The organism is Allobaculum sp. JKK-2023 (assembly GCF_034745455.1).
Classification (GTDB): Bacteria; Bacillota_I; Bacilli_A; order Erysipelotrichales; family Erysipelotrichaceae; genus Allobaculum.
This window is the reverse complement of sequence record NZ_JAYERV010000003.1, coordinates 2,587,059-2,608,473: the sequence shown is the minus strand read 5'-3', so window position 1 is coordinate 2,608,473 and position 21,415 is coordinate 2,587,059. Positions and strand designations below refer to the sequence as shown.

Below are 21,415 nucleotides of genomic sequence, written 5' to 3'. Positions count from 1 at the left end.
CCCCAGTCAGATTCAAAATCCCAGAATCTGACTGAAGTGGCATTTCCTCCAAGCTATAAATCTCTTTGCCAGATCAACAAAGCCAAAGCCTTCTTTGCTTTCGGCCATTTTTAGAAAGTGAGGACAGTCTATGAATTTCACCACACCAAATCCTGCAGCCAGTGTATTTTCGCCCGATTTTTTATGGGGCGGAACCACAAGCGCTCATCAGTTTGAAGGCGGCCTGGAAGGTCACCGCCGCGGTCTTTCCGTACCGGACATGATGACCGGTGGATCCAGAACTGCGCCACGTTACATCACCCGGACCGTGGATCCGGATCTGTATTATCCGAGCCACACAGCTGTCGATTTCTTCCATCGCTATAAAGAAGACATTGCTCTGTATGCCGAGATGGGCTTTAAAGTTTTCCGCATGTCCATCAACTGGGCCCGCCTGTTTCCAACCGGATTTGAAGAAAAACCGGATCCTGAAGGCATTGCTTTTTACCACAACGTTTTCCATGAACTTCAGAAATATGGAATTGAACCGCTCGTCACTCTCAGCCATTACGAAATGCCCTACAAGCTGGCATCCAAAACGCGCGGCTGGTCTACCCGTGAGCCGATTGAATCTTTCCTTCGCTACTGCAAAACTGTTTTTGAAGAATACAAAAACGAAGTCAGACTGTGGCTGACTTTCAATGAACTGAACATTCTGTTCATGGGCGTTTATGGCAACATCAACGGTGGCGGCATTGTTCCAGAAGGTGAAAAAACGGCTGTGGGAACCGCAGTTCAAGTCGATGAAAGCTGGGACAATCCGCAGCTTCGTTATAATGCCGTTCATCATCAGCTGATTGCCAGTGCGCTGGCCGTAAAACTCGCCCATGAAATCAACCCTGAAAATCAGGTTGGCTGCATGATTCTCGGTCGGGTTGCCTATCCCTATTCCTGTGATCCAAAAGATGTCCTCAAAGCGCAGAAAGTGATGCGCAAAGCCAACTACTACGTCGGCGACGTTCAGGTCCGCGGCCGATATCCAGCCTTTGCGCCGCAGATCTGGAAAGAAGATAAGGTCTATGTTGAAGTCAGTGACGAAGACAAGAAAATCCTCGAAGAAGGAACGGTTGATTTTGTCTCCTTCAGCTACTACTCCAGTACAACCGCAACCGATAATCCAGATGTGCCCATCGCCAGCGGCAACATGATGCGCGGTCCCGGAAATCCTTACCTCAAATCGAGCCAATGGGGCTGGACCATTGATCCGAATGGTCTGAAATGGTACCTCAACGAGCTCTACGATCGTTATCAGAAGCCTTTATTTATCGTGGAAAATGGTCTGGGCGCCGAAGATACGATGGAAGAAGATGGCAGCATTCATGACAGCTATCGCATCGATTATATGAAGCGTCACATTCAGGCTATGCATGAAGCTGTTGAAGATGGCGTTGAGCTGATGGGCTACACCGTCTGGGGCTGTACGGATCTTGTCAGTGCCTCTACCGGTGAGATGGACAAACGTTATGGCATGGTCTATGTCAACAAGCAAAACGATGGTTCCGGAGATCTCTCCCGCCATAAAAAAGACAGTTTCTACTGGTACAAGCAGGTCATTGAAAGCAATGGCCAGGCTGCCTTAGAGCAATAGAAATTCAGCCCGACAGAAATTTAAGACAATCGACAGTTCTGAATAAACAAAAAAGTCAAAAGCAGAAAAAATAACAACCCACACAAGGATAGAAACCCAAAGACTATCACGCGCGTTTTTCAGGCAAAAGATTGCCCGCCAACTTCTTTAAACAGTTCGAACAAATCGAACAAATCGAATTGAAAGGAAAAAAGTATGAAATCCCAGGAAACAATTACGGATCTTACGCAAATGTAGTTTTTAACACTAATGATTCTGGCGAATGAATAAGCTTGCATCATTCATATTGTTGATTCAATAACAATACCTAATTCGAGATGAGTTTGCCTATCGCATTTTGGGTTATCGGACTTAGCGGCAATTGTTATCGTTGATAATAGTGATGATAGCTAAACACACTGTTTGCGTAAGAACCACAATTACCAATACCACCGGACACAGACAGCTTTCTGAATTTGCCCCTCTCTTTGCTCACCTTAACGATGACGTTCTGTTTGGGGAAGTCTGGAACGACCCATCCCTCGACGTAAAAACCAGAGGTCTGTTAACCGTCTGCGCCTTAACCAGTCAGGGCATCACGGACAGTTCTCTGGCCCACCATATTCAGAATGCAAAAAAACAGGGGGGTGACCGCTGATGAAATGAGCGGTGCCATTACGCATACGGCGATGTATACTGGCTGGCCAAAGGCGTGGGCGGCCTTCCGTCTGGCGAAAGAAGTTTATTCCAGTTCCCTGCAGACCAAAGAAGAATACCAGGCTTCCATTGCTTACGAGATTGGTGAAGAAAACGTAAAATTTGCTCCCTACTTTGAAGGCAAGAGCTACAGTGCGCCCGCTGCTGATGGAATCAACCACATCACCTTTGAACCAGGCTGCAAAAACCACTGGCATATTCATCAGGCTGATCAGGGCGGTGGTCAGGTTCTGGTCTGCACCGGCGGCCGAGGCTGGTACCAGCAATGGGAACAACAGCCGGTTTTGATGGAAGCGGGATCGGTAATCCGCATTCCAGCCAACGCGAAACACTGGCATGGCGCAGATGACAACCACTGGTTCTCTCACCTTTCCATCAATCTGCCAGGAAAAAACGCCTCAACAACATGGCTGGAAGCTGTTGAATAAACCGGATTTCAGACTCTTCTCTAAAACCTTGGCTTCCGCCTGCAATTTGCCAGACTTTCAATCCGACAAACTTCGCCTCTATTTTTTCCATGAGATAAGATTCAAATCGATTGAAAGAAAAAAAATCCAGATTCCTGGATTGAGTCCAGAAAAAAGCGAAGCCGCTGCTGATCATGATAGGTCAGCTGTGGCTTCACTTTTTCTGCTTTTTACATTGAAACGATGGAATGAGGCTGGAATTTTGCACGAGGCAAGATCTTCCGCCTGCATCCCTTTTTCAGGTCAGAAAATCCAGAACTCCATCCATCAGATTGGTTCCGGTTTCTCTGAATCATTTATTTTCTTTGAATAATTTATTCGTAGATACGATTAGGATTACGCAATCTGCTTGAGTGATTTTTCTTCAGGCAGAACAACCCAGCTTCCTGCTTCTTTTGCCAGGTACTGGTACTGGTCGCAGACCATTACTTTTGCGCTGTCATCATCTACGTCCAGAATGTCGATGGTGTAATACTGTGAATCATCAAATTCATTTTTACTGGACATGGACTCCAGAATCGCATTAATAATTGCTTTGCATTCCTTGAAATAATTTTTAGCCATATACAGTCCTCTCTTTCTAAAACATATGATTCAAACCGGATTTCATTCTTTCAAAAAAGTTAGAAATCGGGCGAATTGTTGGAATATAACTACAATTTACAAAATCTGAAATTCTCTTACATTTAGCCAGATTCATGATAGCGAATTTGGAAAACGGCTTCAATACGATTGTTCTTATCTTTTTCTAAAGAGTGCATTCTATTGCTTACTTTCTGTTCTGTAAGCGGATTCAGTTAGCCTGAGTTAACCTGTGGTTTTCGAAGGAAAAACCCTTCAATCTGGATTGTTTATGACCCGAATCCGATCCCAAAAGAAACGTTTCAACCGTATTACTTTTCAATTCAGTTTGTCCTTTTCAGTTTAATCCAATTGGAAGGCCAAACTGAGCAGCATGCCCGCATTGATCATGAATATGGAATTCTAAAGATGTACAAAGTGATTCAAACTAAAAAAAGAGATCAAAAGTCAGATTGAAAATTCACGACCGTCTAGCGTCTGGAATAACGGGAGTTGAAAAAATGCCAGAACGGGCAAGCCAGAAAACAGCCCGATCGAAACCGCCCGTGAAATTGCATGCAGAAGAATACATGGACTTTCAAAAGAAAAATCTAAGGTTGTTTGAAATTAAATTACAACGATAAGATTATACACGAAATTTTAAAAAGAAAAAGGACACGGCGAAATCCGCATCCTTGTCCTTCGTACTTGGTGAATCAGTCAAACTTCTTAAAGCCCATGCCAAGACTCTCAAGGCGTTCTTTAACTTCCTGGAGAGACTTCTTACCGAGGTTCTTGACATGCATCATCTCTTCTTCAGATTTCTGAGTCAGTTCTTCTACAGTCTGGATGCCTGCGCGTTTGAGGCAGTTGTAAGAACGAACGGACAGTTCAAGATCTTCGATCATCATTGCACTGGACTTTGCAGTTTCTTTTGGTGCTGGCAGCTGAACAGTGAAGCTTTCTTCAAGGTCCATTCCTGCAAGCGGAACGAGTTCATCCAGTGAGTCGATCAGAATCTGAGCGGCATCTGTCAGGGCAGTCATCGGGGTAATGCTGCCGTTGGTGTGAATGTCGAAAGTGACTTTATCGTACTTTGTATCATGACCGAGCAGTGTCGGTTCTGATTTGCACTCCGCAGATTTGATTGGGGTAAATGTAGTATCCAGAGTCACGGCACCACCAGGAAGATCTCTGTACTCTTCCCGGATCTCTGAAGCGGTCTGATAACCAGTGCCTGCTGCCGCATACAGATCCATTTCAAGGGTCTGTCCTTCTTTAAGATGACAGATGACCTGGTCCGGATCCGCAACGGTAATGCTTTCCGGGCAGATCAGATCGGCTGCAGTAATCGTGCAAGGGCCATTGGATTTGGAAATGTGCAGCGGTACCACTTCGTCGGTGCCTGAATCGATGCGCAATGCTTTCGCATTCAGTTTCAGACGGGTTACGTCTTCTTCAATCTGACCCAGAACAAGAGCATCCGGGTCGGCACCTGCGACTTTCAGACCAATGATTGCCGTGCCTGGCAGGTCTGATAATAAAGTGCGGCAGATGGCATTGCCGATCGTCGTGCCAAATCCTCTTGCCAGTGGTTCAAATGTGAATGAAGCGCGGTCAGCCGTGCTGTCAGGAAGCTGATTGAATGTTGCTCTGGTAAATACTTCCATAGTGAAACCTCCTTAAAATCCAGTTCTGATTTATGGTACAGTTTTGACCGCCGCTAAGGACAGCCAGAAGCCAAAAAAGCTTTGTTTATTTGTATCTGAATGTAATACGGCCGCGAGTCAGATCGTATGGTGAAATATCCACTCTGACTCTGTCGCCCGGGAGAATACGAATATGATGCATCCGGATTTTACCTGAAACATGGGCGAGAATTTCATGTCCATTTTCCAGTTTTACTTTAAAAGCGGCATTTGGAAGTGTATCAATTACCAAACCATCAAGTTCGATCATGTCCTGTTTTGCCATGTAGTCCCCAGACCTCCTTTATCTTTTGTAAATTTAAGCACAAATTGCCATATATCAATATAACTTTATTTGTCCCGGTTTGCAATTGAAGGATCTTCTTAAACCTTTTAAGGATCAAAAACCTGTCTCAAACCGGTCTTTTCGGGCTTTACAGCGTACTCATCAAAGCTTCAAGCCCCTTTGCGGCGGTATGATCCGGCGCATCGGTCACATACACGGGGCAGTCTGCCAGAGTCTGCAGCGCCTCGGCCAGCCCTTTGATTTTCATCGTTCCACCCGAGGCGATGATTCCCCGGTCCTTAATATCCTTTCGATGCTGTTCATCCAGACTGTCAAGAAACCGTGAAACCCACTGTCCCAGTTCACGGGCCAGCGGTGCAAGAATTGCCGCCATGTCATTTTCATTGACGACCAGTTCCCGTAAAGCCTGACTGTTGAGGTCAATGCCCCGGATTTTGATGGCTTTTGGCTGCTGGGTTAATTTCACTGTCCCCAGTTTCTGGACCAGCAGGTCGATGGTGGAAGGAGACACTTCCATATTCTCCTTTCGCTCAAGCCAGCGACTGACCAGTTCAGCGGCCTTTTCTCCATTGTGAAGCCTCGAAGACCATCTTGCCTCCATACTGCCCTGATGAAATAAGGCAATGTCGCAATTTGAAAATCCGACATTTAATACACAACTTGAAACCGGCAGGAATAAGTCCAGGCCGCTGCCGACCGCTGAAATCCAGATCTCCTGATCAAAGTAAATCGCGTTGGCACCAAGGGTCATAAAGGCATCCTTGAGACGTTCGATCATGTCATCGGAAAGAACGGTTGGATAGCTCACCAGCAGGATGGTCTTCTGAAACATACGAAAGAGTTTGAACTCATAACAAAGCTCATCCAAAATGGCTTCCAGAACCGGCAGATCCACCGTCCCTTCATGAATCGGGGCGAGGACTTTGATTTTCTCATTTTTTCCTTTCAATTCCAGCGCCTTGTGCCCGATGGCCAGAATTTCGTTTTTATCATTAAAAGCGCCCAGCGCCGGTTCTTCAAACACCAGTCCCTCGTGGGGCAAAACCAGACGCAATGAATGAGCTCCAATATCAATTCCCGCTATGACCATGGCATTTTCTCCTTTTTCTTTGACGAACGACTCACACATCAGATACATATGTTGTATATTGGCTTTAGAACAACTAGACAACTAAAGGAGGCCCGGAATGAAAGAACTCCTTAAAGACCATCCACTTGATCTTTTTATCCTGATTCCCAGTCTGCCTGAAACCAGCTCTTTAAAAAAGCTGGATCTTGCTTCCCGCTACAGTTCCTGGTTTCACGCCCTGAATCTGCGTCTGCAGTTTTTTACTGACTGTACCCTTGACGAGCAAAAAGCGATCGCTGCTTTTTTCGATGACAGTGTTTCGTTTTCTTCCCTTTCTGAAGAAGAAGCCGCTATTCTCTATGAATGCCTGCAGGTCAAACCTGTTTTTGGCAAGGAACGCTGCTATATTTTCCCTTCTTTAATTCTTAAAGATGGTGATGAAATCCTGCACCAGACCCGCCGGATCAATGCTTCAGCCATCGAAAATATGCTCGAGTCTGCCCTGAAAGCCCAATACCGCTACCTCAAGAACCGACTTACAAACCAGATTGACATCATTTCGGCCCTTTGATACAATGCTTCAGGTATGATCTCTGTCTACCCAAAACTTTCAGGATCATATTTTGGAGTATAGCCAAGCGGTAAGGCACAGGACTTTGACTCCTGCATTCACTGGTTCGAATCCAGTTACTCCAGCCATTTTGATTGAAACGAAGCACTGACTTCGTAATAACGTCTGCTTTGGGCAGGCGTTTTTTTATTTCCTGCTTATCCCTTTTCAAGGACAGCGCGTTTACCTTGTCCTTTACTTTTCTAAACTTTCGGACATGACTCTTTTTCCATTCTATCAGGGTGAAGCCAAACATGGTCTGCCTATAGGTCGGAAAGTCCTCACCTTCAGGTTTGCAACGAAATATACGGCACCAGAGCAACAGTCAAATTTGATGTTGAATGTGAAGATCCGGTTGATCATCACCTTGCCTTCATTCGTAAAATGAATGTAGTAGAACCAGATCCTATCAATATCAGACCAACACTATTCAACTGATTCACATACAAAAAAGGAGGGGACGAGAATATGGACAACATAAAGCAAGAATACCTGGATTATCTGCGCCGCTTCACTAAAATCAGGAATCTTGGAAAGTCTACGGAATTTCTTTTTCCCCTGTTCGACAGAAATGGTGATCAGATTTCTGCTTATATCGAAAAAAACGGCGATTCTTTTGTAATCAGTGACGATGGTTCCATTCTGACCAATCTCGCCATCTCAGGTTTAAACCTAACAGGGAAAAGAAAAGAAGCGATAGAGCATCTTTGTGAAATTAATAATATCACCTTGACAGATATGGAACTGCGAGTGGAATCCAAGCGCACGCGTCTGCCACAAGACCTTCATTCATTTGGTCAGATCATGCTTCAGATTGACGATATGTACATAACATCTAAGAATCAAGTCGCTTCGCTTTTTATGGATGACGTTAAACTATTTTTTGATGAAAACGATGTACCGTATGTGCCTTCCATCGAAATCAAAGGTCGAAGTGGTCTTAATCAAGCTATTCAGTTTTGCTTTTCAAAAAATCGGGGGCATCCGGAGCGGCTTTGCGTAACCGTGAATCATGCAACCAAAGAAAAAGCGATGAATTCGGCTTTTATTTGGGAAGACATTAAAAATAACCGTGATAAAGGATCTGAGTTTATCGTGATTGTAAATGACAATAATCCTGCCTTTCGAGATTTTGATGACGTCCTCACCCAATACGATGTCAAATGCTTCAAATTCTCCGAATTAGCAAACCATATTGATTATTTCAGCTGAATATCTCTGGCTATCCCCAAAGAAAAAGCGTCAACTTGAGGATCCTTATCCTTGTTGGCGCTTTTTTTTCTGGCGTAAAACAAGATCCAGTCAACACTCTTTCTGCGATCCGCCTTTTTGCCAGCTTTCTTTTTGAGGCGATTTGAGATTCCGATACGTTTCCATCTGTGCTTGGGGGAGGTCAAGAATTTCATAAATTTTCTGGCGAATTTCCGGCAGCCAGTGTTCTTCAAATTCGGGATGTTTTTTCGTCCAGCGGTAATTCAAAGGTGATGGATGTGGAAGAACATAGCAAGGCTTGCCATAGAGGATCTGATGGGAAAAAACCAGATCTTCAAATTTCTGATTTGGAAAAAGCCGGCTTGCCGCTTCCTGACCAATGACCAGAAACAATTCGGCCTGTTTTAAATACTCCAGTTCCTGGCTTGTCCAGCGCTGCCAGCAGACTTTAGGCGGCTTGCGATCAGAGCCTTTACTGGTTTTACCAGGAAAGCAATGGCCGGCCATGGAAAAGTAGAAATTTGAAGGATTATAGAACTGTTCTTCCGTGACATAAAACCATTTCTGCCGCAGCTTTTTACCGCTCAGATCTGAAAAGGGTTTTCCCAGATCATGAACTTTCTGCCCGGGCGCCTGGCTGACCAGGACAATCTTCGCATCTGGATTTCCCCATTGAATGGGCCGGGGCTCAAAGCCAAAGTCTTTCTGACAATGGCGACAGGCTTTCATGGCTTCAATGAATTGTTCAAAGGAAGATTCAGTCGTCTGCTTTTCGGTATTCTCATCAGAATTCAAAGCCGAAGAAATTTTGGCTGGAGATAAAGGTTGGTTTTCTTTTGTCATATTTCTATTTGTCATACCTCTATTATTATCCTGATTGTTTATTACCCTGATCGTTTTCTCCTACAAATTCTTCTTCACAAAACAGCTCTTGTCCCTTCGCTCTTTGCCTGCCCAAATCAATCTGTTCTGAATTCTCTTGGTATTCGACCGATTCTCAAATTCTTTTTGTCAGAAAAGTACATCGTTTTACAATCATTAAGAGAAGCAATTCTATCTGTCTGAATCAGCAGACGACCAAATCGATTCCTATTGATCCAAGCAATTTGAACTGATCTGACTTTGAACAGGGCCGATCCTCATCCCTGTCGAAATTCAGAAAGAAAGAGTCCGGATAGAAAGAAAGAGTCCGGATAGAAAGAAAAGAGTCCGGATAGAAAGAAGGGAATGTATGCAACGAAACGAGAAAAAAATTCTGGAATATCTGTACCAGGAAAATGAACACGAGCAGTTTTACCATCAGCGCTATGATGCTCTGCAAGATCCTGAGCAGTTTGCGGATTTTTATGACCAATGGAAAGATCGGGGAGCCGAGCTGTATAAGAAAAGACTCATCTTTCCCGAAGTAGAGGGGAGCTGGTATCCGGTCGACATGCGTGATGAACAAATGGGTTCAATCCGTCTGGAAGACAACGAAACCATTACGCTGTGCAAACACAATCGCTATACACCTGTCTTCAAGCACCGTCATACGTTCTTTGAGATCTTGTACGTATTCGAAGGCAAATGCACCAATGAAATCGATGGGCAAAAAGTTGTTCTGCATACTGGTGAATTGTGCCTGATCGCTCCGTTTACTGAGCATTCGATTGGTGTGTTTGACGACTCCATCGTCATCAATATCTTGATCTCTCGAACTGCCTTTTCAAACATGTTTCACAGCCTGCTGTGTCATTCCAACATTCTGTCTGATTTCTTCTCCGGCTCCCTGTATCTGTATCAGCAAAACGCCTACCTGTATGCTTCTACCCAGGCTGACTTTTCCTTCCGGGAACTACTGCTGGATATGCTCGATCAGCAGCTTTGCGCCCGTGAGTATCGCAACCTGGTCAAAAACTCACAGCTGGTTCTGTTTTTTTCCTTGTTGCTTCAAAACTATGAAGACCAGATTCGTCTGCCGCATGCCCAGAAGCTTGAAAATCGGGCGGTTGAAATCATTAAATACATCGAGCAGAACTATCGTAGTATTACTCTCAACGAACTGGCTGACCATTTCGGCTATTCGACTGCCTATCTTTCGCGATATCTCAAGAAAGCAACGCAAAAATCCTTTACTGCAATCGTTCAAGAGATCAAATTTGATCAAGTCTGCACGCAATTAGAAACTTCGGACCGCTCGGTTGCAGAGATTGCTTCCAGTGCGGGATTCGAATCGATTGAGCACTTTACCCGCCTGTTCAAAAAGCGGATGAATCAGTCCCCTTCTCAATACCGCAAAGCCCATCGGGAATAGTGAATAATTTATATTACTCTATCTAAATCATTTTATATATTTATCTTCTATCATTTTCATCGTACTTCAAAAGGCTGTCTTTCATTTATGACAGCCTCCTTTTTTGCCCGTCAAGCCATAATCAAAAATTATCTGGCTCGATGGTTTCTGTCCCGTCCGATCGCCTTTTCTTCTTTGAACCCACTCAAAACGCCCCGGATTTTCTCTACTTTTCGTCGTGTCTATCTTTTATTTAAAGTATTTTGGCGACTATTCGTCTTTCCTTACCGGACTTTATCAAAGGAAAACATCAAAAAAAATCAAATCATCTTGTCATGATCCACACTGTTTGAAAACGCTTTTTCGAAATATTCTTTAGGTGTCAATCAACAAAGAAAGCCGGCCCAAACGAAGTTGACAAAGAAAAAAAGAAGAGAGGAAAACTTATGGATACCACCATGAAATCCCCCACAAAATCCATGCAGTGGCGCCAGCGTATTGGCTACGGCTCTGCGGATTTTGCCTGCAATTTGATCTGGCAGATGATCTCCCTGTATCTGCTTTACTACTATACCGACGTTGCCAACCTCAATGGTCTTGCTATCGCAGGCATGTTCGTTGTCTGTCGATTTATCGACGGCATTACGGACTTGCTGATTGGCTATGCGATCGACCATACTCACACCCGCTGGGGCAAATCACGACCTTATTTTTTATGGGGTGCAATTCCCTTTGCGATCTTTGCCTATTTGGCTTTCAGCGTTCCTTCCGGATGGAGTGAAGGAGGCCGCCTGGCCTGGTGCTATGTCACCTATATTGGTCTGTCCTTTATGTATACGGTCGTCAATATTCCAATGGCCAGCATTCTTCCCGCTTTAAGTGAAGATCCCGATGAAAGAACCAACCTTGCAACGACCCGTCAGTTCTTTGCCTTCCTGGGTTCGAGCATTGTCAGTGCCTTCGCCCTTAAACTGGTTTCCAGCCTGGGCGGGGCTGATATGGGCAAAGGCTTTCGAATCGTCATGCTGATTTTCGGCATCATCAGCTCCCTGATTTTCTTCTTCACGTTCTTCACTGTTCATGAAAACACCACCGAAGATGAAAAGGAAGAAAAGACATCGTTGCTGGATGCCCTGCGATCCCTTGCCCACAATGGTCCCTGGAAAATTTTCGCGCTCAATATCCTGTTTATGTGGGGCGGCTACTTCTTGCAGGCCGGTGCGCTGGTCTACTATTACACCGCTGTGCTGGGCAGTGCTGAGCTTTCCGTGACTGTCGCAACAATCATGTCGATCGTTCCCGTTGGTGCAAACCTTTGTGTCCCCTTCTTATCGAAGATGATGCAAAAGCGCACCCTGTTTGAACTGGGCAGCGGCCTGCAGCTGATTGGGCTTTTGGTCATCTGGGCCGGCGGCCTGAATCGAATTGCCATCTATATCGGTGCCGCATTAAGTGCCATTGGATATGGTCTGAAAAACTCAATTTACTTCTCGATGCAGGCTGATCCTGTTGACTACGGCATCTGGAAAACTGGTGTGGATACTTCGGGTTCCCTGTCCGCTGTTAATGGTTTCCTTGGCAAAGTGGCTCAAGCTGCCGCTGGCGGTATCTCCGGTCTGTTAATCAGCTGGGGCGGCTATATCGGCGGCTCCCAAGTTCAGACAGCCAATGCGCTGGCAGCCATTCGCCTGATGTACTTGTACATCCCGATTGTCTGCATCGTGATTTCCATGATCATCATGGCTTTTTATAATCTGGATTCCGTTTATCCAAAGATCCGCGCCGACCTTGAAAAAGGAAAGAAAACTTCTGTTGCAAACTGACTTACTCTCTGTTTTCCCCGCATCACCAACACTTGAATCCATAACGGCCTTAACCATGGCGGATTTTTGTCGGAATTTTCTTTCCATCCAGGCAAAGCCCCGCCAGAAAAGGTCTGAAATCCATCCCCCTGTTGAATCTGGATTTCAGAGTCATCAATAACCCAGAGATCTCTAAGCTGTCCCTTTCAGCGTAAAAGATCATCTCTCAAAACTGAAAAACGCGATCCCGCCTCTAAACAGATGGCAGACAGACTCTGCATACCCATACATTTTAGTGATTTCTAAAATATTGCAGTTGAAACATGCATTTTAAGTTCTATTCCCACTTATCGAACAGGAAAAGAAAGGCATAACTATGACGACTTCTTCGATTAAAAACTACAAACCGCTTCTTTATGCGGCTGGATTTGGATCCGTTCTTGGATCTGGCATCATCGTCTCTCTTGCCAGCACCATCACAGTCTGGCAAAGCGCTTTAGTTCTGAGTGACGCCCAGGTTGGAACTATCTCCGGTGCTCTGACCTTTGCGATCGCTCTTGGCTCGCTGCTGACCGGCCAGATTACCAAAATATTTGGCCTGCGCAAAGCCTTCGACTGGATGAATGTGGTTTTCCTGGCTGGTGCCGCTCTTTGCATGGCTGCCAGCAGCTACTGGATGTTACTGGCTGGCGCCATTCTTGCCGGATTTGCGAGCGGTTGTGACTTACCAGTCAGCCTGACGATGCTCTCTCATGACGCTCCAAATGAAAAAATCAGTGCGGAACTGGTTTCCGGTTCGCAGGTTTACTGGACTATCGGTATCTTACTGTCCACTCTCATTGCCTTCGTTACTTCAGGGCTTGGCGGCGCATGGTCGGCCCGCATCGCAATGGGTGTTCTTTGCCTGATTGCTCTGGTAACAATCTATTACCGGACGAAAAACAAAGCCGTTCAAAAAATCCATGCCAATGCGCCTGATGAAACCAGCACAGCTTCCAATACAAAACAAGCCTCTGTATTCCAGGTTTTATTCAAAGATCATTCCAAGCCTTACCTGGCATTTCTGATCTGCATCCTGTTCTTCTATTGCGGATGGAACTTACTGGCCAATACCTTCGGTCAGTTCCAGACCTTCATGCTTGTAAAAGCAAATGCTTCTCAGACACTGGCAACCGGATGCGGCGTGGTCCTGACTCTTGTCTGCCTGGTCATTGCCCAGCTGTTCTCCAAAATTGCTGGCGGAAAATATCGCAACATCGCTTTTGGAATTGGAATTATCGTGATGATTGCCGCACTGGTTGGTCTTGCCAACTCCGGAACTTCCATCCTCTTAATTGTTCTTTGCCTGGCTTTCCAGAACGTTGGTTCTACTTTAGCCGGTGAAGCCATGTATAAAGTCTGGACTCAGGAATCCTTCCCATCGAGTGTTCGCAGCGGCATCCAGGGATTCATCAACGGCACTTCCCGTCTGTTATGTGCAGCCTTCGCCGTCATCACGCCAACTCTGGTTCTGCCAGAAAACATCTACATGACCATGATGGGATTTGCGGGACTGATTGCAGCTGCTGGCGTTGCCGGATTCATCCAGATCCGTCTGCAGAAAAAACACAACGTAGGCACAACCACCAATAACGCGGCAGAGCTCGCTGATTTGGAACAAATTGCTGAAATCCACTAAAAGTTCCTTTTTCTCAATGGTTTCCCAGATGACAATCAAAGAGAAAGCCTGACCAATCCTCAAAGATTTACCTGACGCAAAGATTTACTTTTGATTTACTCTGACCCATCAAAAATTCCCCAAGCGTTCTGGCAGCAGTCATGACAGGGATTCATCCTGATCTTCTCCATCTCCCCTCATTGCTTTCCGTCAGCCTGCTGCCTCTGCTTTGGAAAATTGCAATTTCCTGGTTTTCTGCATGAGTATGAACCTTACGCTCTCTGACAAACAAACTATAGTCTGCAAAGACAACGAAATAAGAAACAAGAAAGTGAGAACTCTTATGGCCTTCAAATTCCAGATTCATAACGACATTCAGTTTCAGCGCAATGAACAGTTTCTTGAAAAAAGCCGTTCTTTAATCCCTGCTCCAAAACGCGAAAACTTTGCGGGTGCCGGCGTCGTGCGCCTGATTGAAGACCCCATCAAGCTCGAACGAGTGGGTGTTGAAGAAACCAATGAAAATCTGTCCTCGCTATTACTGGGCCAGGATGACACGATCATTCTGGATTTCCATGACCATCGTGTCGGAAGTTTCTTCATCCAGGCCGAATCTGTCGGATCCCCGATGGATGCTCCGCTTCATATTCGGCTTCGTTTTGCAGAAGTTGCCGCAGAACTGGCACATTCTTCCAGTGAATATGATGGCTGGCTTTCTTCCAGCTGGATCCAGGAAGAATTTCTGCATATCGATGAACTTCCAGCCCTAATCACCCTGCCGCGCCGCTATTCTTTCCGGTTTGTTGAAATCAAAGTGCTGGATACTTCTCCAAAATGGAAAGTTCGTTTCACCAATCCGGTTGTCATCACTGAAAATGCGGTCAGCACCAACGACATTCCCCCTCTGCATTTAAAAGATCCTGAACTGGAAGCCATCTGGAAAGTTTCGGTAAAAACACTTGCCGACTGCATGACCGATGTCTTTGAAGATGGACCAAAACGCGACCGCCGGTTATGGATGGGGGATTTACGACTCCAAGCGCTCAGCAACTATGCAACCTTCCATAATGAAGACCTGGTGCTTCGCTGCCTCTATCTGTTTGGAGCAATGCCTGCCAGTGATGGCCGGATCAGTGCCAATGTGTTTGTGCGCCCCAAGGAAGTGGCAGATGACACTTTCCTGTATGATTATTCCTTATTCTTCATTTCCATCCTGAGCGACTACATGAATGAATATGGCCGCAAAACCGTTCTGGAGGATCTGTATCCGGCCGCCAAGCAGCAGATGGATCTGGCATTGAGCTTTGTAAACCCAGAAGGATTTATCGAACTCGATGAAAACTATCCCGTTTTTGTAGACTGGTCCAATGAATTCAACAAAGAAGCCTGTGCCCAGGCGGTTACGATTTATGCTCTCCGCCAGTTTATTGATCTGACTCGACAGATGAATCAGGATCCAGCCTTCTATGAACAGATGCTCGCTCAGCTGCTTGATTACGCTCGTACAACTTTATACGATGCTGAAGATGGCTTATTCCAGACTCGGGATGGCGAAAAGAATATCGCTTCGCAGGTCTGGATGGTTCTTGCCAATGTCCCTGTAGATTGTGAGCAGGCCAAACGTGTCATGGAAAACACCCTGGCTTCTCTGTTTCCTGTCCGGGACATTGCGACGCCGTATATGTATTCTCACATTACTGAAGCTCTGTTTAAAACCGGCTTAACCGATGCCGCCGTTAAGTTGATGAAAGACTACTGGGGAAAAATGATTGAACTGGGTGCAGATACGTTCTGGGAAGCTTTCGATCCTGACCGTCCAGACTACTCCCCTTATGGAAATCCGATTATTTCCAGCTATTGCCACGCCTGGAGCTGTACACCTTCCTATCTGATCCAAAAATATCTGGTCAAAAAATCCATCTGACCGACAGATTCAAAAAAACTGTCCTATTCAGATCTACAAAGTGCAAAATTGTCCAAGGGGACCTGAAATCAAGGATCGGCTTCTCTGTTTGAAAGTTCGATCCGGCAAATTCATAGATTCTTTTTCAAAACAGACTGAGATACTTTTAAAGTATGAAGCAAAGTGTTGAATGAATTGGTAACAATAAAAATGAGGAAAAAAGTCCATAAGACAAGTGGATTCTTCCTCTTTCACTCTGACTGATCCGAGGTGCAGACTTTATGAGAGGGCTTTTCTTCAGCCAGCTTGAAACGCATTCGACCGCTTTTCAGATAAGAGAGGAGTATTAAAAAATGGAACGACGCTTTTTAGGGATTGATGTAGGCGGTACAGGAATCAAATACGCTCTGATGGATGATCAGGGAAAGATTCTCGACCAGTCTGAAGTTCCAACGCCCATGACATCTCTGGATGACTACATCCAGGCCCTGGTTAATATTTATCACCATTATGAAAACGAGCCAATTGAAGCCGTTGTAGGCTCTGCTCCAGGCCGCATTGATGCGAACACTGGCTATTTCTATACCGGCGGTTCTTTAACCTATGTTCATGAGGTGAATCTCAAGGAACTTCTGGAAAAAGAAATTCCAGTTCCAGTCGTCTTTGAAAACGACGCCAAAGCCGCTGCCCAGGCCGAACTCTGGCAAGGATCAATGAAAGGAGTTTCCAACGGGATCGTCATGACGATTGGTACCGCGATTGGTGGAGCTCTCATTCTTAATGGAAAATTGTATCGAGGCAGCACCCATGCCGCTGGCGAGTTTTCCATGATCCCTGTTCACTGGAAAAATCAGGATGGCTTTGAGGTATGGGCTTTTATCGCCAATACTCATGCTCTGACTGACCGTCTGGCCAGTCAAAAAGGAATCGATCCGGCTGCTTTCTCTGGACGTGATTTCTTTGCTCTCCATGCAAGTGGAGATGAGAAAGCCCAGAAAGCTCTCGAAGAGTTTTGCGCTGAAACAGCCCGCGGCATGTTTGGTCTACAGACCATTCTGGATGTCGACAAGATCGCAATCGGCGGGGGCATCTCCAGACAACCCGTTCTGGTCGACACACTCAACGAGAAAATGAGCGAACTTTTTACGAGGCTGCCTTCTTTCAATCCAGCCAGTCAGCCAGAAATCTGCAGCTGTACATTCAGTTCCGATGCCAACTTGATCGGCGCGCTCTACCATTATTTGGACCTGACCGATCAGCTCTAGAATCCCAAACAGTGCAAATACCAAAACACCAGTTCATCCATCGAACTGGTGTTTCTTTATTGTTGTTCCTTTATGATCCCTTCAAAAGTTATGCTCTCAGAAGTCTAACATTGTCGTGTTCTACTCTGGCTCTTGTGCTTGAAGAAGGTACAATCTTGCCAGATAGTCACCTTCATCTGTATTGCGGTTTTCTGAGGAAGAGTCATCACTGAGCACCATTCCTGCCCGCTCAAGTTCAAGACCGTATTCCATTTCTTCTTTATTGGAAATGGAATACAGGGCATCCGGCAGCAGGCCCTGCAGCTTCAGCCGGCGAAAACCAACATTGATTTGCTGGAGAACGCGATAATAGCCGACAAGAGCAGTTTTTCGATCCGGTGAAACCACCATCCATGCTGTCTCATTGCCTTCAAAAGGTGACTGGAGCCGGTAAAATTCGCCAAACTGGATCAATTTGCGATATTTCTTCATAAAAGCAATCTGTTCTTGAATCTCTGCCTTTTCCTGAGAGCTGAGAAGCAGCGGATCCAGTTCGTAGCCAAACGTGCCAAACATCGCCACGGCCGATCGCATCTGCAAAGAAGTCTTTCGATGAAGCTGATGGTTGGGAACAGCCGATACGTGCGAACCCATGGAGCTGATCGGATAGACCATACTGGTGCCATATTGAATTTTCAGACGTTCTACAGCATCGGTATCGTCACTGGTCCAAGCCTGTGGAGCGTAGTAAAGCATTCCCGGATCAAATCGGGCACCTCCTGAGGCGCAGGATTCAAACAGAATCTGGGGATATTTACAGGTAAGGCGCTCATAAAGCGCATAGACCCCCAGAATAAAGCGGTGATAAATGGTTCCTTGCTGCTCGGGGCTGCTGGCGCTGGAATAAACCTCAGATAACGAGCGATTCATATCCCATTTGATATAAGAAATCTTTGCTTCATCCAAAATGGCTTCCATTGCCGTGGCAATATAATCGACTACATCAGGATTAGAAAAATCCAGAACAAACTGATTGCGTCCAGCTGACAGGCGTCGTTGCGGGACATGAAGCACCCATTCGGGATGATTTCGGTACAGATCAGAATCCAGGCTGACCATTTCAGGTTCGAACCAGAGGCCAAACTGCAGTCCCATCGCTTCTACTTTCTCACTGAGGTTTTTCAGACCGCCGGGCAGTTTTGCTGGATCACAGACCCAGTCACCCAACGCACTTCGATCACTGTTTCGTCCTTTAAACCAGCCATCATCCAGCACAAACAATTCAAGGCCAAGATCTGCCGTGGCCTGAGCCATCTCCAGGACTTTCTTTTCTTCGACATTCATGTAAATGCCTTCCCAGGAATTCAAAAGCAATGGACGCGGCTTGTCGCGAAATTCACCTCTGGCAAGCCGGGACCGGAACAGAGAATGAAATGCCTGCGACATCGCATTCAGCCCTTCATCCGAGTAGACCAGCACCACTTCCGGGCTTTGAAAAGACTCGCCCGATGCAAGAGGCCACGAGAAAGTATAAGGGTGGATTCCCATAGAAATCCGGGTGGTATGGTATGGATTCACATCTACATCCGCCAGAAAGTTTCCAGAATATACCAAAGACAGACCGATGCATTCTCCTTGCTTTTCACTGGTATCTGGCCGCTTCAGGCAAAGAAATGGATTGTAGTGATGAGAAGAATGTCCGCGCAGCGAATAAATGGACTGACTACCGGTGTGCAAAGGATGGACTTCAATATTGCGTTCTCTTGCCCAGGCCCCTGGCAGAACCAGTTCCTGCCAGTCATCATCAGGCAGATCCAAAGACATAGACATCAGTTTGTTGAGCACAAGCTTTTGAGAACCTGAATTGGTGATCCGTGCATTCCGGCACAAAACTGGCCAGTCTTCATACAAAGTGTAAGACAGGACCAGTTCAGTCTGGATTTCTTTGTCATACAACCGGATTTGCAAAGTTTCAGCCTCCTGATCTTCTTCGACATAGCATGCAGGTAATGGAGCAATCGAAGGTTTTCCACGCTGAATAGAATGCCCTTCATATTGAAAGTCCACAACCCGGCTGCCGTTTTCCTGAAGCAGATCGATGGCTCCCGGGCGCATGTCTCCAGAAAGACTGGATGGATATTCCAGACGCAGGTGTTCTAGAGATAATTCAGGTTTTTCCAGTGAATAGGCGACCTGCATGGGACGATGAACAGATTCAAGAAGATAGTCCCAGTTCTCTTTATCGATTAAAGGAGCCCCAAAGTAAAGCTGAACGGGTATCCCCTCAGGAAGAATTTTCAGGATATAGCTGAACTTCTGGTTAAACAAATGGAAGGTCATTGAAGACTCTTTAAAATGAATCGGCATATTCTTTTCTCCTTCTCGGGTTTCATATGGCTTCGATTATAGACAGTCGTTTTGCAGATTCAATCCGTCCTTCAAAGGCGTTCGCATCCTTCCATATCAAGACCACAAAAATACATATCTTCATTTTTCTGTCTTTCTCAATAACTTCTCTGTCTTCTCCAAAATCAGCATTCATCTTGTTTCTTATAAAAAAGAGCACTCTCATAAATTCTAGGAGGAATCTGAATAAATTATTAACTAATTATTAATAAAATATTAGCTAAGCGGCTTTTATTAGTTCTGTCTTTCTCAAAGAAAGTTTTGAGAAGTCAGTTTCAGTCGATCTGAAAAAAAGGCCGCATTAAAAAAAGTAGGAATACTAGTTTGTTTTTTCACACTAATTATTAGCTGCCTTTTCCTCTTTTAACCAGGCATCTGTATGAATGTTTACACATACAAGAAAGGTTACAAATGATATCCGGCGCTGAGTACGTGTTTTCGTTTTGTGGAGACCGTAATCATTCAGACAACGATTGTTGACTCGCTCACAGCTTGTCCGATTGTTATAAACTGTCTTCCACTCTTTGGTTCCATGCTTCTGCATAGCCCTTTCTCTGGCACTGTTACACTTCAGGTAGACGGAGAGGCCATAGGTACCTTTTGAACATTCGTCACGATGGGAGCACTCCGGAATTCGCTTCATAACATACGGACAGCGATATTTATAGGCATTATGTGTTTTGTCAAAACCAGTACAGTACATCTCTTCGCCTGATTTGCATATTGGCTTGCCGGTAGAGGAAATGGTTACGCTGCCTTTTTCGGTTCCTTTTCCTCTTCTTTTATTGAGGTCGATAACGGGATTGATAGACCAGTTTTCGCACAGCTGAAAAGTCGCTTCATTATCACTGGCGCTGTCCAGACAGAGATGAGTAATGTTTATGTTCGGATATAAGTGCCTGACCTGGTTTATTGCTTTAATCGAAATGGTTGAATCGTGTTCTCTGGCAGATTCGATCATAAAGTGGATTGGCAGATCAATATTTTTATCGGAGTTATGAACAACGTTAAAATAGCCTGTAAAGCCAAAATAGTAATCTCCCTTATCACTGTCAAAACCAATACTGGCATCAGGATCAGAATAACGACGAAGGGTATCAAATTTTTCGGTTCCAGTGTATTCTAATAGATGATGACCTCTGTTGTTTGCGTGAACATAGACAGCGGTTCCATCACCCGAAAGAATGAGATTACCCGGATCGATCAGGCCCATTGCGATAGATGGTTCCACCGCAATTTCTTTAAAGAGAGCTTGAAGAATCCTGATAGACCTTTCTGGGTCAATCTCGCCCATTTGAGCCTGAATCGCCAGGGAGGTTGTCGCCCCGGGAGGATTCAGGTTCATTTTTTCTCCCTTTCTGGTTGGATTTGGTGTCCCGGACTGATCAATATCAGAATCTGGAGGACTGGCAGAGTTTTTTGGCTTTCGTCCCGGCTTGCCTTTTGGCTTTTTAGCTTTCTTAGGCTTATTATTCTTTCCTGCGGGAAGGATGTTCACAGAAATATCCCACAGATAAAGTCGATCCATTAAGGAATAATAGGTCCCGACTGCTGGGTTGCGTCCACTGATGCCGCAAAGTACCCGGAGTAAAAAGTCGTACTCAAGGCGGTCATGCCATAACTGAATACTGGTTTCCTGGAAGTGATACATAAGAATCAGAGAACGAATAAGCATCCGTGGATCGGCAGCAGGTCGCCCTCTGGAGGAATACAGGTGAGAAATCACATCTATAACTGGATCCAGATTAAGCAGAGTGACCTTACCTAAAGCCATGGCGTATGACAGATCGTTAAGCCTGTCAATTTGCGAAGAGTGCATGATGGCTATCCGGCCATTCAGATCCTGTAAAAAATCCTGGTGAGTACTAGAAACGGTTAACATCTCGACTGCTCC

At 45.4% G+C, this 21,415-nt stretch carries 15 protein-coding genes, 1 tRNA gene and 1 pseudogene; 10 read left to right on the top strand and 7 right to left on the bottom strand.

Going from position 1 to position 21,415, the window contains the following annotated elements; all coding sequences use genetic code 11:
* Positions 1-130: 130 nt before the first annotated feature.
* Together U4956_RS10560 and U4956_RS10555 are read left to right on the top strand one after the other, a co-directional pair.
* Positions 131-1,627, top strand: a complete 1,497-nt coding sequence (locus tag U4956_RS10560; RefSeq protein WP_323090637.1) for a glycoside hydrolase family 1 protein — start codon at positions 131-133, stop codon at positions 1,625-1,627.
* A 382-nt stretch (positions 1,628-2,009) separates the two neighbouring features.
* A pseudogene (locus U4956_RS10555) lies at positions 2,010-2,751 on the top strand (carboxymuconolactone decarboxylase family protein).
* Between the two features lie 375 nt (positions 2,752-3,126).
* Here U4956_RS10555 and U4956_RS10550 read toward each other — a convergent pair.
* The 4 genes from U4956_RS10550 to U4956_RS10535 form a co-directional block, all read right to left on the bottom strand.
* Positions 3,127-3,354, bottom strand: coding sequence for a hypothetical protein (locus U4956_RS10550; RefSeq protein ID WP_323090636.1), 228 nt, complete (start codon positions 3,352-3,354; stop codon positions 3,127-3,129).
* Between the two features lie 713 nt (positions 3,355-4,067).
* Positions 4,068-5,021: a DNA-directed RNA polymerase subunit alpha gene (locus U4956_RS10545; RefSeq protein WP_323090635.1), complete on the bottom strand. Its 954-nt coding sequence runs from the start codon at positions 5,019-5,021 to the stop codon at positions 4,068-4,070.
* An 85-nt stretch (positions 5,022-5,106) separates the two neighbouring features.
* Positions 5,107-5,325: a translation initiation factor IF-1 gene (infA, locus tag U4956_RS10540; RefSeq protein WP_323090634.1), complete on the bottom strand. Its 219-nt coding sequence runs from the start codon at positions 5,323-5,325 to the stop codon at positions 5,107-5,109.
* A 148-nt stretch (positions 5,326-5,473) separates the two neighbouring features.
* Positions 5,474-6,436 (bottom strand): rod shape-determining protein, encoded by a 963-nt coding sequence (locus U4956_RS10535; RefSeq protein WP_323090633.1) that lies wholly within the window; start codon positions 6,434-6,436, stop codon positions 5,474-5,476.
* A 97-nt stretch (positions 6,437-6,533) separates the two neighbouring features.
* Here U4956_RS10535 and U4956_RS10530 point away from each other — a divergent pair, with 97 nt between their 5' ends.
* From U4956_RS10530 to U4956_RS10520, 3 genes are all read left to right on the top strand, one after another.
* The gene (locus tag U4956_RS10530; RefSeq protein WP_323090632.1) at positions 6,534-6,986 is read left to right on the top strand and encodes a hypothetical protein; all 453 of its coding nucleotides are present in this window, start codon (positions 6,534-6,536) and stop codon (positions 6,984-6,986) included.
* A 53-nt stretch (positions 6,987-7,039) separates the two neighbouring features.
* Positions 7,040-7,114 (top strand) — tRNA-Gln (locus U4956_RS10525).
* Positions 7,115-7,493: 379 nt separating this feature from the next.
* Positions 7,494-8,237 carry a DUF1828 domain-containing protein gene (locus tag U4956_RS10520; RefSeq protein WP_323090631.1) on the top strand — a complete coding sequence of 248 codons (744 nt, stop codon included), beginning with the start codon at positions 7,494-7,496 and terminating at the stop codon, positions 8,235-8,237.
* 90 nt (positions 8,238-8,327) lie between these two features.
* Here U4956_RS10520 and U4956_RS10515 read toward each other — a convergent pair whose 3' ends face one another.
* Entirely contained in the window at positions 8,328-9,095 is a 768-nt protein-coding gene (locus tag U4956_RS10515) for a uracil-DNA glycosylase family protein (RefSeq protein WP_323090629.1), read from the bottom strand.
* A 373-nt stretch (positions 9,096-9,468) separates the two neighbouring features.
* Between U4956_RS10515 and U4956_RS10510 the strand changes: the two genes are divergently transcribed.
* The 5 genes from U4956_RS10510 to U4956_RS10490 all read left to right on the top strand — a co-directional run bounded on the left by U4956_RS10510 (position 9,469) and on the right by U4956_RS10490 (position 17,136).
* Positions 9,469-10,530, top strand: a complete 1,062-nt coding sequence (locus U4956_RS10510; RefSeq protein ID WP_323090628.1) for an AraC family transcriptional regulator — start codon at positions 9,469-9,471, stop codon at positions 10,528-10,530.
* 425 nt (positions 10,531-10,955) lie between these two features.
* The gene (locus tag U4956_RS10505) at positions 10,956-12,332 is read left to right on the top strand and encodes an MFS transporter (RefSeq protein WP_323090626.1); all 1,377 of its coding nucleotides are present in this window, start codon (positions 10,956-10,958) and stop codon (positions 12,330-12,332) included.
* Positions 12,333-12,687: 355 nt separating this feature from the next.
* Positions 12,688-13,989: an MFS transporter gene (locus U4956_RS10500; protein WP_323090625.1), complete on the top strand. Its 1,302-nt coding sequence runs from the start codon at positions 12,688-12,690 to the stop codon at positions 13,987-13,989.
* A 310-nt stretch (positions 13,990-14,299) separates the two neighbouring features.
* A complete protein-coding gene (locus U4956_RS10495) occupies positions 14,300-15,892 on the top strand; it encodes a hypothetical protein (protein WP_323090624.1) in 1,593 nt (530 codons plus the stop codon).
* 332 nt (positions 15,893-16,224) lie between these two features.
* On the top strand, positions 16,225-17,136 hold the full coding sequence (locus U4956_RS10490; RefSeq protein WP_323090623.1) for an ROK family protein: 912 nt from the start codon (positions 16,225-16,227) through the stop codon (positions 17,134-17,136).
* A gap of 120 nt (positions 17,137-17,256) precedes the next feature.
* On the opposite strand, the gene U4956_RS10485 is transcribed toward U4956_RS10490, so the two are convergent.
* Positions 17,257-19,482, bottom strand: coding sequence for an alpha-galactosidase (locus U4956_RS10485; RefSeq protein ID WP_323090622.1), 2,226 nt, complete (start codon positions 19,480-19,482; stop codon positions 17,257-17,259).
* 376 nt (positions 19,483-19,858) lie between these two features.
* Positions 19,859-21,403 carry a transposase gene (locus U4956_RS10480; RefSeq protein ID WP_323088323.1) on the bottom strand — a complete coding sequence of 515 codons (1,545 nt, stop codon included), beginning with the start codon at positions 21,401-21,403 and terminating at the stop codon, positions 19,859-19,861.
* Between the last annotated feature and the right edge of the window lie 12 nt (positions 21,404-21,415).

Coding starts and splice junctions, on each gene's coding strand:
- U4956_RS10560 (WP_323090637.1), top strand. CDS start 131: ATGAATTTCACCACACCAAATCCTGCAGCCAGTGTATTTTCGCCCGAT.
- U4956_RS10550 (WP_323090636.1), bottom strand. CDS start 3,354: ATGGCTAAAAATTATTTCAAGGAATGCAAAGCAATTATTAATGCGATT.
- U4956_RS10545 (WP_323090635.1), bottom strand. CDS start 5,021: ATGGAAGTATTTACCAGAGCAACATTCAATCAGCTTCCTGACAGCACG.
- infA (WP_323090634.1), bottom strand. CDS start 5,325: ATGGCAAAACAGGACATGATCGAACTTGATGGTTTGGTAATTGATACA.
- U4956_RS10535 (WP_323090633.1), bottom strand. CDS start 6,436: ATGGTCATAGCGGGAATTGATATTGGAGCTCATTCATTGCGTCTGGTT.
- U4956_RS10530 (WP_323090632.1), top strand. CDS start 6,534: ATGAAAGAACTCCTTAAAGACCATCCACTTGATCTTTTTATCCTGATT.
- U4956_RS10520 (WP_323090631.1), top strand. CDS start 7,494: ATGGACAACATAAAGCAAGAATACCTGGATTATCTGCGCCGCTTCACT.
- U4956_RS10515 (WP_323090629.1), bottom strand. CDS start 9,095: ATGACAAATAGAAATATGACAAAAGAAAACCAACCTTTATCTCCAGCC.
- U4956_RS10510 (WP_323090628.1), top strand. CDS start 9,469: ATGCAACGAAACGAGAAAAAAATTCTGGAATATCTGTACCAGGAAAAT.
- U4956_RS10505 (WP_323090626.1), top strand. CDS start 10,956: ATGGATACCACCATGAAATCCCCCACAAAATCCATGCAGTGGCGCCAG.
- U4956_RS10500 (WP_323090625.1), top strand. CDS start 12,688: ATGACGACTTCTTCGATTAAAAACTACAAACCGCTTCTTTATGCGGCT.
- U4956_RS10490 (WP_323090623.1), top strand. CDS start 16,225: ATGGAACGACGCTTTTTAGGGATTGATGTAGGCGGTACAGGAATCAAA.
- U4956_RS10485 (WP_323090622.1), bottom strand. CDS start 19,482: ATGCCGATTCATTTTAAAGAGTCTTCAATGACCTTCCATTTGTTTAAC.
- U4956_RS10480 (WP_323088323.1), bottom strand. CDS start 21,403: ATGTTAACCGTTTCTAGTACTCACCAGGATTTTTTACAGGATCTGAAT.